Source organism: Nonomuraea sp. 10N515B (assembly GCF_052245915.1).
Classification (GTDB): domain Bacteria; phylum Actinomycetota; class Actinomycetes; order Streptosporangiales; family Streptosporangiaceae; genus Nonomuraea.
The window spans coordinates 119,042-133,526 of record NZ_JBQQBQ010000020.1 but is presented as its reverse complement, the minus strand read 5'-3'; the positions used below and the strand labels follow the sequence as shown (position 1 = coordinate 133,526).

Annotated in this window: 14 protein-coding genes; 3 read left to right on the top strand and 11 right to left on the bottom strand. The window is 67.7% G+C overall.

Features of this window, described 5'->3' with window-relative positions:
* Nucleotides 1-42: 42 nt before the first annotated feature.
* Nucleotides 43-1,101, top strand: coding sequence for a LacI family DNA-binding transcriptional regulator (locus tag ACTWQA_RS28475; RefSeq protein WP_443162134.1), 1,059 nt, complete (start codon nucleotides 43-45; stop codon nucleotides 1,099-1,101).
* Here ACTWQA_RS28475 and ACTWQA_RS28470 read toward each other — a convergent pair.
* From ACTWQA_RS28470 to ACTWQA_RS28440, 7 genes are all read right to left on the bottom strand, one after another.
* A complete protein-coding gene (locus ACTWQA_RS28470; protein WP_443162133.1) occupies nucleotides 1,049-2,923 on the bottom strand; it encodes a glycoside hydrolase family 127 protein in 1,875 nt (624 codons plus the stop codon). The two genes, ACTWQA_RS28475 and ACTWQA_RS28470, sit on opposite strands and share 53 nt — an antisense overlap.
* Nucleotides 2,920-3,753, bottom strand: a complete 834-nt coding sequence (locus ACTWQA_RS28465; RefSeq protein WP_443162132.1) for a carbohydrate ABC transporter permease — start codon at nucleotides 3,751-3,753, stop codon at nucleotides 2,920-2,922. Before ACTWQA_RS28465 ends, ACTWQA_RS28470 begins: the two co-directional genes overlap by 4 nt.
* Nucleotides 3,750-4,628: a carbohydrate ABC transporter permease gene (locus tag ACTWQA_RS28460; RefSeq protein WP_443162131.1), complete on the bottom strand. Its 879-nt coding sequence runs from the start codon at nucleotides 4,626-4,628 to the stop codon at nucleotides 3,750-3,752. The genes ACTWQA_RS28465 and ACTWQA_RS28460 overlap by 4 nt, the downstream gene beginning before the upstream one ends.
* Before the next feature lie 75 nt (nucleotides 4,629-4,703).
* Nucleotides 4,704-5,123 (bottom strand): hypothetical protein, encoded by a 420-nt coding sequence (locus ACTWQA_RS28455; RefSeq protein ID WP_443162130.1) that lies wholly within the window; start codon nucleotides 5,121-5,123, stop codon nucleotides 4,704-4,706.
* Nucleotides 5,120-6,019: an ABC transporter substrate-binding protein gene (locus ACTWQA_RS28450; protein WP_443162129.1), complete on the bottom strand. Its 900-nt coding sequence runs from the start codon at nucleotides 6,017-6,019 to the stop codon at nucleotides 5,120-5,122. The genes ACTWQA_RS28455 and ACTWQA_RS28450 overlap by 4 nt, the downstream gene beginning before the upstream one ends.
* 145 nt (nucleotides 6,020-6,164) lie before the next feature.
* The gene (locus ACTWQA_RS28445) at nucleotides 6,165-6,983 is read right to left on the bottom strand and encodes an ABC transporter permease (protein WP_443162128.1); all 819 of its coding nucleotides are present in this window, start codon (nucleotides 6,981-6,983) and stop codon (nucleotides 6,165-6,167) included.
* Nucleotides 6,984-7,003: 20 nt separating this feature from the next.
* The gene (locus tag ACTWQA_RS28440) at nucleotides 7,004-7,909 is read right to left on the bottom strand and encodes an ABC transporter substrate-binding protein (RefSeq protein ID WP_443162127.1); all 906 of its coding nucleotides are present in this window, start codon (nucleotides 7,907-7,909) and stop codon (nucleotides 7,004-7,006) included.
* A 372-nt stretch (nucleotides 7,910-8,281) separates the two neighbouring features.
* On the opposite strand from ACTWQA_RS28440, the gene ACTWQA_RS28435 reads away from it, so the two are divergent.
* Together ACTWQA_RS28435 and ACTWQA_RS28430 are read left to right on the top strand one after the other, a co-directional pair.
* Nucleotides 8,282-9,067 (top strand): ABC transporter ATP-binding protein, encoded by a 786-nt coding sequence (locus tag ACTWQA_RS28435; RefSeq protein WP_443162126.1) that lies wholly within the window; start codon nucleotides 8,282-8,284, stop codon nucleotides 9,065-9,067.
* Between the two features lie 2 nt (nucleotides 9,068-9,069).
* Nucleotides 9,070-10,041 carry an LLM class F420-dependent oxidoreductase gene (locus tag ACTWQA_RS28430; protein ID WP_443162164.1) on the top strand — a complete coding sequence of 324 codons (972 nt, stop codon included), beginning with the start codon at nucleotides 9,070-9,072 and terminating at the stop codon, nucleotides 10,039-10,041.
* Between the two features lie 5 nt (nucleotides 10,042-10,046).
* Here the strand turns inward: ACTWQA_RS28430 and ACTWQA_RS28425 are convergent, their stop codons facing one another.
* The 4 genes from ACTWQA_RS28425 to ACTWQA_RS28410 form a co-directional block, all read right to left on the bottom strand.
* The gene (locus ACTWQA_RS28425; protein ID WP_443162125.1) at nucleotides 10,047-11,204 is read right to left on the bottom strand and encodes an alkaline phosphatase PhoX; all 1,158 of its coding nucleotides are present in this window, start codon (nucleotides 11,202-11,204) and stop codon (nucleotides 10,047-10,049) included.
* A 185-nt stretch (nucleotides 11,205-11,389) separates the two neighbouring features.
* Entirely contained in the window at nucleotides 11,390-12,046 is a 657-nt protein-coding gene (locus ACTWQA_RS28420; RefSeq protein WP_443162124.1) for a YqjF family protein, read from the bottom strand.
* A 62-nt stretch (nucleotides 12,047-12,108) separates the two neighbouring features.
* On the bottom strand, nucleotides 12,109-12,402 hold the full coding sequence (locus tag ACTWQA_RS28415; RefSeq protein ID WP_305915412.1) for a Fe-S cluster assembly protein HesB: 294 nt from the start codon (nucleotides 12,400-12,402) through the stop codon (nucleotides 12,109-12,111).
* A 157-nt stretch (nucleotides 12,403-12,559) separates the two neighbouring features.
* Complete coding sequence (locus tag ACTWQA_RS28410; protein WP_443162123.1) at nucleotides 12,560-14,260, bottom strand: RICIN domain-containing protein; 1,701 nt, start codon at nucleotides 14,258-14,260, stop codon at nucleotides 12,560-12,562.
* Nucleotides 14,261-14,485 lie beyond the last annotated feature (225 nt).

Genomic DNA, 14,485 nt, shown 5'->3' with positions numbered 1-14,485 from the left:
TGCAATCGTATGCCTGCATCGTGATGCTGTAGTCTTTTCCGGATGTCTGACGAGCAGCCGGCCAAGCGGCCCGTGCCCACCATGCGTGACATCGCCGCTGCGGCGGCCGTCTCGCAGAGCACTGTGTCCCGCATCCTCAGCGGCGCGCCCACCGCCGTGCCCATCGCGCCGGACACCCGCCAGAGGGTGCTGCGGACGGCGCGGGAGTTGGGCTACCGCCCCAACCCGCTGGCGCGCGGGCTGCGTGGTGCGTCGACGAACCTCATCGGCGCCGTGGTGCGCGACTTCAGCGATCCCTTCTTCGCCGGGGCGATCGAGGCGCTCGTGGTCGAGTCGATGACGCACGGCTACAACGTGGTGCTGGGCCACGCGCCGGTCCGGGCGGGCGATGAGGCGGTCTCGCTGACCACCGTGCTGGAGACCCGGCACACCGATGCGGTCGTGCTGCTCGGTGACATGCAGGAGCATCCGCAGGTCCTGGCCGACCTGCGCCATTCGATCGTGCCGGTGGTCGCGCTCTGGCCGGGCACGAGCCCGCGCGAGTTCCCGACCGTTGACGCCGACGACCGGGCCGGCATCCGGGACGGGCTGGACCATCTGGTGTCCCTGGGCCACACGAGGATCGCCTTCGTCCATGCGGAGCTTCCCAATGAATATCGGGCGCGGGAGGAGGCCTATCTCGATTTCATGCGTGAGCGGTTCGGCGCCGTGCCGCCGGGCTATGCGGAACGCTGCCCCAGCACCTTGGCCGGAGGCGATGCCGCGCTGCGGCGCCTGATGGACCGGCCCGACCCGCCCACGGCGGTGGTCGCCTCGACCGATGTGGTGGCCGTGGGCGTGCTGCACGCCGCGCACAGCGTGGGCGTGACCGTGCCGGATCACCTGTCGGTCGTCGGGTTCGACGACATTCTCATGGCGGCGCATACCGTGCCGGCGCTGACCACCGTACGAATGCCGATATCGGAGATCGTCGGCTACGCGGTCACGCAGGCGGTCGGGCTGGCTCGAGAACCGGCCGGTGCCGAGCGCCCGCCGACGCTGCAGATCTTCAAGCCGGCATTGATCGTGCGGGATTCGACCGCACCTCCGGCTCCGCGGTGACGGGGATCCAGACCCGCATCGCCTCCACCTGCCGGTTCGCCCAGGCGAAGTAGGGGATCGCGCCGGCGGTGAGGTGCTCGCCGGGCGGCGTTGAGCCCAGGTCGACGACCGGGACATCGACGCCGATCATCGCAGGCTCGACGTCGGGCCGCGGCATCTCCTGGGGGTGGCGGCTGCCGTCCCACGCCAGGTCCTCCAGCTCCGTGGTGGCCGGAGCGTCGACGGCTTCCAGGCAGTAGACCAGCGGGCCGCGCTCGATGGCGACGCACCCGCGGATCGCGTCGGCGCGCCGGTCGGGCACGGTGACCCGGATCACCGGCTCGAGGTCGAGTACGACGCTGTCGCCCGCGTTCCACTGCCGCGAGTGCTGGACCACGGGGCCGATGGCCGAGCGGCTCCATGCCGGTATCCGCAACGAGAGCGTCCACGGCCGATCAGGCGTCTGGAGAATGCGGACGGTGATGCGGCCCTGCCACGGGTATTCCGTCCGGATCGCGAGGCGGACGTCTCCGACTGTCAGCTCCGTGTCCGCATATTGGTGGATCTGGATGCCGTCCTCGTCGCCGGTGGCCAGGTAGTGGTGCCAGGAGCTGAACAGGCGCATGAGATTGGGCGGGCAGCAGGCGCACGCGTACCACGGGGCGCGCCGGCCGTGCCCGACCGGCTCCGCGGCGCGGTGAGTCCGCCGCTGCAGCGGGTTGGTGTAGAAGAACTCCTCGCCCGTGAGTGAGACCCCGGCAAGCACCCCGTTGTACATGGCCCGCTCGATCGCGTCGGCGTATTCCGGCTCGCCGGTGGCGAGCAGGAGGCGCCAGGCCAGCATCACGCTGGCGATGGCCGCGCACGTCTCGGTGTAGGCGCGGTCGGGAGGCAGCTCGTAGGGGTCGCCGAAGGCCTCGTCGCGATGCCGGCTCCCCATCCCGCCGGTGAGGTAGGTCCGGGTACGGATCAGATCGCTCCAGCGGCGCCGTACGGCGGCGAGCAACTCCGCATCGCCGAGTTCCACGGCGGCGTCGACCGCGCCGCAGTCCAGATAGAGCTGGCGTACGGCATGCCCGGCAACGGCCGCCGCCGCGCGCACAGGCTGGTGGTCCTGCCAGTACTCGGCCCCGAAGCGCCCCTGGCCGATCAGCCCGTGGCCGCGCAGCCCGAGCATCCGCTCGGCGAGCTTGAGGTGGCGCTCCTCACCCGTGACCCGGGCGAGCTCCACGAGCGCCATCTCTATCCCGGGATGCCCATCGACGCCAGGCCTGCCCCGCGCGCCGAACTCGGCGTCGATGTGGGCCACCGCGCGCGTGGCGACCGTGAGCAGCCGGTCGTCACCGAGCCCTCGGTGCCAGGCGACCGCGGCCTGGACCAGGTGCGCCACGCAGTAGAACTCGTGCCCCCAGGCCAGATCACCGTAGGGGACGCCACCCTTGACCACCTGGACGAAGCTGTTGAGATAGCCGTCGGGCCGCTGTGCCGCCACCACCACCCCGATCGCCTCCTCCGCCGCGGCGGTCAGAGCCGGATCCGCGCCACGCGCCAGTTCCCAGCCGACGGCTTCGAGCCACTTGTAGACGTCGGAGTCGAGAAACGGGAGGGTCGCGCCGACGCTGTCGGCCTCGGCCTGATACCGCCCCTGCCCGCCGGCGGCCAGCCGCAGATTGCCCAGCGCCCCGGACTGCTGGAGCCGGCCGAAGCCATGCGGGATCGTCTTCTCGCGGTTGAGCCGCTGCCGCCGCGCCCAGAACCCGCCGACGATCTCCACATCGGACGCTTTGATCGGGCACAGCCGCGGTTTCGCCGCCGCGGTCGGCCACACGATGCCTGCGCTCATTTGATGGCTCCGCTCATCAGACCCGACACGTAGTAGCGCTGAAGCAAGAAATAGACGAGAACACACGGGATGATCGAGATCGTGACGCCGGCCTGCAGCATGCCCCAGTCCGTGCCGCCGAGGCTGGTCTCCGTTCTCGACGTGGCGAGGATCAGCGGGAGGGTGAACGCGGAGCTGCGGCTCATCATCACCAGCGCACCGAGGAATTCGTTCCACGAGGTGATGAAGGCGAACAGCGCAGTGGTGACGATCGCGGGCACCGCCGCGGGGATGAAGACCCAGCGCAACGCCTCCCACGACGACGAACCGTCCATGATGGCCGCTTCCTCCAGCTCCCTCGGCACGGCGCTGAAGCTGTTGCGCAGCACGTACAGGCTGAACGGCAATTGGATGGCGGTGTGCAGGATCGCGAGGCCGAGCAGCGAGTTGGTCAGGCCGATCTTCGCGAACATGAGGAACATCGGCGTGAGCAGGGCCTGGTAGGGAATGATCAGCGCGAGCAGTAGCACCACGAAGATCAATTCTTTGGCCGGGATGGGGAAGCGCGCCAGCGCGTAGGCCGCGGGAACGGCCAGCAGCAGCGTGAGCACGATGGCCAGCAACGCCGTGCCCAGGCTGTTGGCGAGATAGACCGGCAGGCCCTCCTGGTAATTCCACAGCCGCGCGTAGCTGTCGAAGCTGAGCCCGTGCGGGAAGTAGGTCGGGGGAGAGGCGGCCGCCTCCTCGGTCGGCTTCACCGAGGCGAGAACCGACATCGCCAGCGGCATCAGCATGACAGTGCAGACGGCGAGACAAACCGCCGCCACCAGGTATTTTCCGCGTCCCTTCACTGGTGGCTCCGGCGGGTCAGCAGCAACTGGATCACGGTGAAGACGAGGATCGTGAAGGCAAGAATCATCGACAGGGCGGCGCCGTACCCGAGCTTCAGGTAGGGGAAGGAATTCAGGTAGATGTAGAAGACCGAGGTCGCCGTCTCATTGGCCGGCTGGCCGGCGGTCATGATGTAGAACTGGTCGAAGGCGAGCAGCGAGCCGATCACACTCACCAGGCTCACCAGCAGGACGGTGCGCAGGGTCAACGGCAGGATCACCCGGGTGACCCGCTGCCGGTGGTTCGCCCCGTCGACGAGGGCCGCCTCGATCACGTCCGTCGGCACGGCCTGGATGGCGGCGACGAACAGGATCATCCCGAAGCCGATCACCTTCCAGACCACGGAGGCGCTGATCGCGAAGTTGGAGACGCCGGCGTCCACACCCAGCCACAGCACGGGTTTGTCGATGATCCCCAGATCGAGCAGGGCCCGGTTCACCAGGCCGAAATCGCTGCTGAAAAGCCAGTACCAGAGCAGGCTCGACACCCCGAGACCGATCACGACCGGGATGAAGACCACCGTGCGGGTGAGCCGGCGCAGGACGGTGTTCCGGGCCGTGAGCAGTGCCAGCAGGTAGCCGCCGATGATGAGGAACGGAGTGATGAGCGCGGTGTAGAGCAGGGTGAAGCGGAAGGAGACCCAGAACTGGGTGTCGTCGAAAGCCCGCTCGTAGTTCGCCAGCCCGACAAATCTCGGCGGGGACAGCAGAGACCAGTTGTGCAACGACATCCAGGCCATCTGCACCAGGGGATAGGCGGTGAAGGCGAGCACGAAGAGCAGAGCCGGTGCCAGGTAGGCGAATCCCACCAGGCGGCCGCGTGGGCCGTGGCGCATGACAGCTCCTCTTGGTGAGTGGGGGTGTCCACCGGGCGATGGGCGGCCCGGTGGGCACGGCGAGGAAAGCCGGGTCTACGACCGGCCGGCGATGGCCTTCATCTCTTTCTTGGCATCGGCGATGACGGTGTCGAGGGCGTCGTCACTGTAATAGGCGCGCTGCAACATCTTCAGCCACGGCCCTTGCGGCGAGTTGATCTGCTCGAAGAACGTGACCGTGTACGGCGTGCGGCCCACCGTGAGGGCTTTGGCCACGTCGCGCACCAGCGGCTCGGCCTGGAAGTACTTGTTGTCCACCATGTCGGTTCGCGTGGTGAGGTTGAGCGCCTTGGCGTAAACCTCGACCTGCACCTCGTCGGAGAGCAGGAACTTCATCACGTTGACCGCGTCGTTGACCCGCTTGCTCCCCTTGGGCACCACCACCAGGTCGCCGCCGATGAAGGAGGCCGAGGAATTCGGCGCCATCCCGGGCAACAGGGCGATGCCGAAATTCATCTTGGATTCTGCTGGCGCGCCAGCGTGATGTTGAAGTTGCCGGTGCCCATCATGCCCACCTTGCCGGAGCCGAACTGGAGGTGGAATGTCTCTCCGTTCTCCGCGCGGCCTCCTTCGAGGACGTTGCCTGCCTTGACCATGTCGCGGGTGAACTGCAGCACCTGCTTGACACCGTCGCCGACCAGCGGCTCTTCTCCCGGGCCCGCTGCCTCGATCGTGGCCCCCGAGGCCCACATCAGCGGACCGACGGTGAAGATGTTGCAGCCGGCGCAGTTGCCGGGCAGGTAGTAGCCCTTGACGCCACCACCCAGCGCGGTGATCTTGTCGGCGTAGCTCCGCAGCTCTGCCAGGCTCGTGGGCGGCTTGTCCGGATCGAGCCCGGCTCGCGTGAAAAGATCCTTGTTGTAGAAGAGGGCGGACACGTCCGCATAAAGGGGGATGCCGAAGAGCCGGTCCTCGTAGGTCGCCACCGTCATGTGCCCTTTGCTGGCGGTCTTCAGCTCAGGCCAATCCTTGATCTGATCGGTGAGGTCGACCAGCTGCTGTTCCTTTTCGAACTGCGGGGCGTAGATCAGGTCCATGCCCATCAGATCGGGCACGTCGCCCGCGGCGACACCCTGGGCGATCTTCCCCACCATCTCAGTGTGGGGGATGTAGGTCAGATTGATCTTGCAGTCGGGGTTCTTGGTGTTCCACGCCGCGACCAGCATGTCCACCATCTGCTTGTTGCCGCCTGAGCGCTCCCACATCGTCAGGGTGCCCTTGCTGGCACATGTCGTCGTCGCGGCCTGCGGTCGACTGGCCGCGGGGGGCGGCTCCTCCTGGCTGCAGGCGGCGGCTGCGAGCAACAGCGCCGCCGCGGCCGCCCGGACAGGCCACCTGGGATGGGTCCTCATGGCCAGGCTCCTCTCTGTGGAGTGGACCGGTGTTGACGTGACCCCCCGCTGATGGGAACGTAACCCACATGAATACGATTGCATACAATCGTTTTCATTTTGTGATTCAGAAGCCCGGCTTGCCGGGTGGAGCCATGCGTGCAGGTCAGCGCTCCGACGTGGTCTCCCGCACCCAGGGCAATGCCAGTCGCTCGACCAGCACCAGGGCGGAGTAGAGCGCGACGCTCATCGCGGCCAGCAGGGTGATCGCCGCCCAGGCGGTGGCGCTGTCGGCGATGCCGCTGTACTGGACGATCTGGTAGCCGAGGCCGCCCTCGCCGGCCTGGAACTCGCCGATCACAGCGCCGATCGCGGCCAGCGGCATGGCGACCTTCAGTCCGACGAAGATGTGCGGCAGCGCGGCCGGAAACCGTACCTTGCGGAAGGTCTGCCAGCGGGAGGCGTCCAGGGATCGGGCCAGCTCGGCGAGTTCGGCGGGCGTCGAGGTCAGGCCGGTCGCGGTGGAGAGCACGATCGGGAAGAAGGAGAGGAGGAAGACCATGGTCAGGATCGGCCGCTGCCCCCAGCCGAGCGAGACGACCAGCAGCGGCCCGAGCGCGATCTTCGGCACCGCGTTGATCGCCACCAGCAGGGGCGAGAACATCCGCTCGGCCGCCCGCGAGGCGGCCAGGAGCAGCCCGATCAGCACGCCGGCGACCACGGAGATGAGGAAGCCGGCCACCGTCTCCAGCGTGGTCATGGCCAGCCCGCTGATCAGCTCCGCCGACTTCACCTGGAAAGCGGTCAAGACCTCGGAGAGTGGCGGCAGCACCGCCGGATGGACGAGGGGGAACGCCGAGGTGACCAGCCACCAGCCGCCGATCGCGACCGCGAGCCCGAGAGCGGGCCACCCCGCCGCCGTGACCGCCGCGCTCCCGTGGGGAACGACACGTCTCGCGGGTGGGGTGTCGCCCGCCTCGGCCATGTCACGTGCTCCTCGTCCGGTCAGGGCTTCGGCGTCAGGTCTGCGCTGATGAGCTGGTCGGGGGTCAGCCCGGGCGGCATGGCGTCGGCGTCCTGGAGAAGCTTGATGCTGCCGGCGACCCGGTTCGTATCGATCGTGCCGACCACGTTGGCGGCGCCGTCCGGCCGGACGAAAGCACTCATCAGGGTGAGTTCGGCGGCGGCGGGAGCGGGCGCCGAGGCCGGGACGTTCTTCTGCAGGATTTGTCCGGCCTCGTCAGGGTTGTCGATGCTGTGGACGAGCCCCTTCATCAGGGCCCCGATGAAACGCTTGGCCAGGTCCGGCTGCTCCCGGGCAATCTTGGTCGTGGTGATCAAGACGTTGCCGTAGAGATCACTCATCACCTCGCTGTAGGGAAGCACGACCGCCTGCTTCCCCTTGGCCACCGACTCCACCGTCGGCTCGCCCACGACGAACTGGCCGATGCCCGCCACGGTGCCGCTGGCCAGCAGGCCGATGAGGTTCGCGGGTGCGCCGTTGACCCAGGTGACCTTCGTCGCGTCGACGCCGGCCAGCTTGGCGTAGGTGGGGAAGAGGTTACGCACCACTGATCCCGGGCTGTCGGCCAGTGTCTTGCCCTCCAGGTCCTTCGGCTTGGCGATCCCGTTGCCTTGGAGGCTGATGAGCGCGGCCATGGTGCGCTGCTGGATTCCGGCCACCACGACGACGCTCTTGGCGCCGCCGTTGCCGCGCGCCAGCAGGAGGCCGGTGAGGTCGACCGGGGTGAACATCGCCGCTCCGGCCTCGATCTTCGCAATGTTGTCGCCCGTACCGCCTCCGGGCTTGATGTCCACGTCAAGGCCGGCCTCGCGGAAGAACCCCTTGTCCTTCGCTACCCAGGCGTATGCGTCCCGCCCGAAGTTGCCGAACGAGGTCAGATAAGTCACCTTTTCTAGTGGTTTATTGCTAGAAGGAGATGTCTGCTGTTGACTGTCGGGATTGCTGCAAGCAATGAGGAATGTGCAGGTCAAGGCGAGTGTGGCGACAGTACGGGTGAGCCTGCTCATGCACCGCTTCCTTTCATCCGACGCCGATCGGCCTGCGAAGGGACGTTCGGGGGCTGGAGCCGGGAGACCATGGGTGAGGTGATGTCGCTTGGCAGCTGTCGCGGACAGCGTACGAGATGCCTGAGCCTCAGATGGAAATCGCGGTGAATAATACAACAAATGGCATCTAAGCCATAAGACTTCCATTTCCTGTCAATCCGTATACTCTGGTTCGACTGGATTAAAACCGCAGTCAGATGGAGAGCTGCGCGCATGATTGAGCTGGCTGGGGTTTCCCGCAGTTTAAGTGGACGATCCGGGATCGTGGAGGCGCTGCGCGGCATCGACCTGACCGTGGCCGAGGGCGAGTTCGTCGCTCTGGTCGGCCGATCGGGATGCGGTAAATCTACACTTCTGAGGCTTGTCGCCGGTTTATTACCGCCGACCGAAGGTGAGATCACGGTCGCCGGCCGGCAGGTCACCAAGGCACGGCGCGACATCGCGATGCTCTTCCAGCGGCCCGCGCTGCTGCCCTGGCGGTCGGTCATCGACAACGTGCTGCTCCCGGTGGAGATCTTCGGCTGGCGCCGGGCGGCGCATCGTGAGCGCGCCCTGCGGCTTCTGGAGATGGCCGGGCTGGCCGGCTTCGAGAAGCGCCTGCCGCACGAGCTGTCCGGCGGCATGCAGCAGCGGGTCGCCCTCTGCCGGTCGCTGGTCGGCAACCCTCGGGTGATGCTGATGGACGAGCCCTTCTCCGCGCTCGACGCGATCACCCGTGAGGAACTGTCGGTGGAGTTACAGCGCGTGCACATGGAGAACGCGCTGACCATCGTCTTCGTCACCCACTCCATCGATGAGGCGGTGCTCCTGGCCGACCGGGTGGTGGTTCTCACACCGCGTCCGGGACGAATCCGGGAGGTGGTCGACATCCGCATCCCGCGCCCGCGGACCCTGGGCCGCAACGCCCATTTCGAAGAGGTCGCACGATGCAGCGCCGATCTGCACGAGCTGCTGGTGGGGTGGGGCACGTCCGCGGTGGCCCGGGAGAGGGGACAGTGAGCATGCGCGTGTGCGTCTTCACCGAGCCGCATCGCGGCGCCACCTACGACGATCAGCTGCGGATGGCGCGGCTGGCCGAGGACGGCGGCTTCGAGGGCTTTCTGCGCGCCGACCACTATCGGTCCATGGAGCTCGAGGGCGGCCTGCCCGGCCCCACGGACGCCTGGGTGACGCTGGCCGGCCTGGCCAGGGAGACCTCCCGGATCCGGCTGGGCACGCTGGTCTCCTCGGCGACCTTCCGGCTGCCCGGGCCCCTGGCGATGATCGTCGCGCAGGTGGACCAGATGAGCGGCGGCCGGGTGGAGTTCGGCATCGGCACGGGCTGGTACGAGCGGGAGCACACCGCCTACGGCATCCCGTTCCCTCCGGTTGGTGAGCGCTTCGACCGGCTGGAGGAGCAACTCGCCATCATCACGGGGCTGTGGGCCACGCCGCCCGGCGGCCGGTTCAGCCACCACGGCAAGAACTATCGGCTGGTCGACGCCCCTGCCCTGCCCAGGCCGGTGCAGCGGCCGTGGCCACCGATCATTATCGGCGGCCGCGGACCGAAGCGCACCCCGCGGCTCGCCGCCCGCTACGCGGACGAGTTCAACCTGCCGTTCAGGAACGTGCCGGAGACCGCAGAGGCGTTCGAGCGCGTCGTCGAGGCGCAGGAGCGGATCGGCCGGCCTCGCGACGGCCGTGCTCCGCTGGTGCTCTCCGCCGGCATCGTCGTCGCGATCGGGCGTACCGATGCGGAGGCCCGGCGCCGGGCGGCCCCGTTGCACGTGCCGAGCGCGCTGCCGCCGGAGGATCCGGTGATCGGCTCACCCGCCCAGCTCGTCGACCGGATCGGTGAGTTCGCCGCGATCGGCGCCACCCGCGTGCATCTGCGCCTGCTCGACTTCGCTGATCTCGATCACCTGGATTTGATCGCAGCGGAGGTGCTGCCGCAACTCGACAGTGGGCGTGACGCGGCCCGAACGTACGGCTGACCGGCTCAGGTGCGGAACGGGCCGGTCACGCAGTAGGTGATGCCGCCGGACGACGATCCCGAGGTGCCGCGCTGAGAGGAGAAGTAGAGCCGGTTGCCGGCGGGGTTGAAGGCCGGCCCGGTGATCTCCGACGAGCTCTGGCCGTTGATCCGCAGGAACGGGGAGATCGTGTCATCGGGAGTGATCAGGCAGATCTCCATGTTGCCGCCGTCCTCGGCCACATAAAGGTCGCCGAAGGAGGAGCCGGTGACGTTGTCGACGCCGGTGAGCGGCGGCGTACCCGGGCTGACGAGGCTGTCGTCGTAGGCGAGTTCGTAGGTGTTGCTCGTCAGGTTGACCTGCCACACCCGGTTGTCGCCCTTTGTGGTGAACCAGACCGTGTCGTTGGCGCAGTGGCAGCCCTCGCCGCCGTTGAAGGACTTCGAACCCGACACCTGGCTGCGCGTGGCCGTCGGCGAGCCGTCGGGGTCGGGGACGTCCGCCCAGGTGAAGGAGCCCGAGGTGGCGGAGCCCGCCATCAGGACCTGCAAGGTGCCCGATGACAGGTCGCCCCAGGTAGTGGGGACGAAGCGGTAGAAACGTCCGTTGGTTTCGTCTTCGGTCAGGTAGATCACTCGTCGGACCGGGTCGGCGGCGGCCGCCTCGTGCTTGAAGCGGCCCATGGCCGGGCGTCGCACGGCGGCGCTGCCGAAGGGATAGGTCTCGTAGACGAAGCCCCGGCTGACCTCCTCACACGACAACCATGTGTTCCAGGGGGTCTTGCCGCCCGCGCAGTTCGTCCGGGTGCCGGACAGGATCCGGTAGGCCGAGGTGACGGCGCCGGCGGCGTCGAAGCGGATGGCCGAGGCGCCACCGCCCGGGTTGATCTCGGAGTTGGACACGTAGATCCAGCCGCCGCCGTCGGCGAAGCACGCGCCTCCGTCGGGGGCGTTGTGCCAGGTGTAGGACGTGCCGGGGACGGCCCGGCCGGAGCGGGCGATGACTTGGCTGGTGAAGCCGGTGGGCAGGCGAATGCCGTTGGCATCCGCGGTTTTCAAGGGGCCGTACGGGCCGGGGGCGTTCTGAGCCGGTGCGGCGAGAGCCGCTCCCTGCCAGAGACTGCCGGAGAAGGCGATCGTGCTCGCACCGAGGACCGAGGCGCGTAGGAAATGACGACGTTCCATCACCAAACCTCCCTGAGGCGGGTGCAGCCTCGCCGACGGTAAGTCGGGCACGTGGACGACGTCATGTCAGGGAAGTTAACAGCAACGGTGAGCTGCGCCACGTTCCAGTACGGCCCGCGCGTGTCTCAGCGGCCTGGAGGTGCCCAACGGCGGTCACGGCGACCCGCTCACCCGTCCGCGCTCGGTCACCAGGTCCACATGCCCACCCGTGTCGGCACTCCCGGAGAGGCGTGCAAGACGGGAGCTCCCTCCGGGGCGGGCAGTCCCGCGACCTGCACCAGATCCTGTTCCAGGTTGATCAGGCGAGCCTGGGACAACGGCCACGCAGGGTGTTCTACCTGCGCGGCTGCCAGCCGGCCGGCCACGAGGGTGAACAGCAGGAAGCGGGCGGTCAGGAAGTGCGCGAGCTCGTCGCGTTCGCTCTCCGCCAGCGGCGCGCCCGCCTCCACCTCCACGTCGCATCGCGCGCCGGACGGTCCCGGCCAGCGTCGCCGGCAGCGGTAGACGGTATGACCGTCCTTGGCGTCCACCGACATGTCCGACCAGAAGTACGGCAGCCAATAGCCACTACGACCGGCAAGGGCGGCCGGCAGGAGTCCGGCGTCCAAGGACAGGAACCAGATCCCGGAGCGGCCACGAGCGTCGCGTACGTACGTCCGCAGGTTGGTCTCCGGGAATCGGGACAGCCACGGCAACGCGGGGACGCCGGGGACCCGTACCCCTTGCATGAGAAAGGGTGTGAGCCCCACCCACGCCGCTCGGTCGAAGGTCTCGACCGTGAGGCCGTCCGGCAGCAGGGCCTGCACCCGTGCGGGTGGATAGCGCCAGTGGATGAAGGTCATCTCTGACCACTGGTGATACATCACCGGCCAGGTGACGCGGGGCGACGGTGGCGCTCGCACGGTCACGTCGTTTGGTCGATGATCCGGAAGGTCGGCTGGTGCTCCTGCGTCATCTCCGCGTCGAGGGTCTTGTCGTCCAGGAATGAGGCCGCGGTCGGTTCGAGATATACCCGGACGCCCTCGGATTCGAGTATTTGATCGTCGGGGTGTGGTCCGCCCGAGATCGACAGTTCGAGAGATCTGCCGGGCCCGTCGACGGACAACGATGCGATGCGCAGGCCGGTTTCTGGCGGCGTTTCCGGTTGTGATGTCAGATCGCGGATTGCTGCGACCGCGTCCGCGGTCAGCGTGAGCACGGTGACTCCTCGGTCGGCGAAGCTGTCAGTGGTCGTGGAGAGGTTGCCCTGTCGCTTGCCCTGAACTCCTTGCCCGCGCCGAGAAGCCGATAACCCCAATTGTGGTCAAATACCTCCGCCGCGGCAGGCTGCCGCGGCGGTCAGGCGGTGGAGTCCGTCAGGGGGTTACCGGGGTGCCGCCGAAGGTCACGACGAGGCGGCCGTCGGAGGCGAAGGACCAGCCCAGGGTGCCGGTGTAGGAGGAGCACCGGGACCCGTTCGAGCCGGACCAGAACTGGTTCGTGCTGTCGGCGTTCCCAACGATCTTGTCGTTGGTTCCGCTGCTGCTGCGACAGGAGGTGTTGTTACGGAACACCGAGGTGCCGGCCTCGAACGTGAAGTTGCGCTCGGTGTTGTCGATGCTGACGTTGTTCGCTATCGACATGGTGCCGGGGTTGCGGTTGTAGGTGAACCCGTGCTTGCCGTTGCGGTAGGCGATGGTGCGCCGGACGACGTGGTTGACGCCGATGTCCTCGCCACCGAGCTTGAAGCCGTTGCGGTCGCCGTTGCCGGCCTGGCTGCCGTCGCTGAGGGTGCCGTTGTTGTAGGCCAGGGAGTCCTCGATGGTCACCGCGCCGATGGCTCCCGTGTCCGTCTTGGTGTAGAGGTCCCAGCCGTCGTCGATGTTGTTGCGGGCCACCGCGTAGCGGAAGACGTTCCCGGATCCGACGGTGAGCTTGGCGGCGAAGCCGTCGGCGTCCTCGCCGTCGGAGTCGGCGTTGTCGTGCGACAACGCGCTCAGGACGAGGTTGTTGGACGGCCACTGATCACGGGGGGTGGTGGAGACGGTCCGCGACAGCTGCAGGCCCGTGTCGCGGTTGAACCGTGTCACCGTGCGCTCGAAGATGTTGTTGCTGCCTCCGACGAAGATGCCGTTGTCACCGGCACGCTCGACGGTGATGCCGTAGACGTGCCAGAAGGACCCGTTCACGGCAAGCCCGCGGTTGGCCGGGTCCTCGCTCTGGGTGGAGAAGTTCAGCACCGGAGTCTCACCCGGGTAGGCGGACAGTTTCTTGCGGGCGCTGGAGGTGCCGTTGTTGCCCGGCGCGATGGTGACCGTCTGCGAGAAGGTGTACTTCCCGCCGCGCAGGTAGATCGTCCCGCCGGGGGCGATGCGGGTGATCGCCGAGGTGAGCGTCGTCGGGTTCGCCTGCGTCCCGGCTGCGCTGTCGGTGCCGTTGGGTGCCACATACAGCGTGCCGGCGGACGGGGTCGGCGTGCCGCCGCCGGTGGGGGTGACGGTCGGGGTGGGGGTGGGTGTGGGACTGGTGGTCGGGCCGCCGCCGCTGCCCGTGGGCCGCAGCGTCCACTGCTTGGTGATCGCCGAGTCGCAGGAGTTCTGCTGTAACAGGGCGCCGGCGGCGGTGGAGTTGTCCTTGACGTTGAGGCACTTGCCGCCATTGGTGTTGACCACGCGGTAGTGGGATCCGGAGACGGTGAGCTGCCAGGTCTGTGAGGCGGCGCCCGTGCACGTTTCCTGCTGTACGGCCTTGCCGGCGCTGGTGGAGGCGTCGCGGACGCCGAGGCACTTGCCGCTGTGCTCGGCCTTGATCTGATAGTTGGCGCCGGAGGCGGTGATCGTGAAGATCTGTCCGGCGGTCTCGGCGCAGGAGCTCTGCACGAGTTGCACGCCGTCGCCGGTGCTGGGTCCGGGTACGGCGGCGCACAGGGCGCTGCCGGCGTTGACCAGCATGTAGTTGCCGTTGGATGGGGCTGCCGAGGCCGGTGCGTTGAGCATGGTCACCAGGCCACCCGTGGTGACGAGCCCGGCGGTCAGCGCGACCGTCAGCCTTCTGCCGAGATGTTCTCTTCTGCGCACGTCCAGCTCCATTCGTATGAGTGCTGTGGAGGTGTCGGTTCAGGGCATGGCAAAGCAGAGCCCGCTTCTGCAGTTCTTCAGCTCGCCAAGCCCAGCCCGCAGGGGGGTGGCTATGTGGATGTGCTGTCACGCGTGTCGTTCTCTGCGCGTCGCGCCCAACAACCGGTTGCAGATCACAGTGGCGTTACATGCACGAAACGTCAATACATCTAGGTAAAACTGCAA

What these genes read in the sequence shown, in the direction of transcription:
- ACTWQA_RS28475 (WP_443162134.1), top strand. Translation starts at nt 43, where the DNA reads ATGTCTGACGAGCAGCCGGCCAAGCGGCCCGTGCCCACCATGCGTGAC.
- ACTWQA_RS28470 (WP_443162133.1), bottom strand. Translation starts at nt 2,923, where the DNA reads ATGAGCGCAGGCATCGTGTGGCCGACCGCGGCGGCGAAACCGCGGCTG.
- ACTWQA_RS28460 (WP_443162131.1), bottom strand. Translation starts at nt 4,628, where the DNA reads ATGCGCCACGGCCCACGCGGCCGCCTGGTGGGATTCGCCTACCTGGCA.
- ACTWQA_RS28455 (WP_443162130.1), bottom strand. Translation starts at nt 5,123, where the DNA reads ATGAATTTCGGCATCGCCCTGTTGCCCGGGATGGCGCCGAATTCCTCG.
- ACTWQA_RS28450 (WP_443162129.1), bottom strand. Translation starts at nt 6,019, where the DNA reads ATGAGGACCCATCCCAGGTGGCCTGTCCGGGCGGCCGCGGCGGCGCTG.
- ACTWQA_RS28445 (WP_443162128.1), bottom strand. Translation starts at nt 6,983, where the DNA reads ATGGCCGAGGCGGGCGACACCCCACCCGCGAGACGTGTCGTTCCCCAC.
- ACTWQA_RS28435 (WP_443162126.1), top strand. Translation starts at nt 8,282, where the DNA reads ATGATTGAGCTGGCTGGGGTTTCCCGCAGTTTAAGTGGACGATCCGGG.
- ACTWQA_RS28430 (WP_443162164.1), top strand. Translation starts at nt 9,070, where the DNA reads ATGCGCGTGTGCGTCTTCACCGAGCCGCATCGCGGCGCCACCTACGAC.
- ACTWQA_RS28425 (WP_443162125.1), bottom strand. Translation starts at nt 11,204, where the DNA reads ATGGAACGTCGTCATTTCCTACGCGCCTCGGTCCTCGGTGCGAGCACG.
- ACTWQA_RS28420 (WP_443162124.1), bottom strand. Translation starts at nt 12,046, where the DNA reads ATGACCTTCATCCACTGGCGCTATCCACCCGCACGGGTGCAGGCCCTG.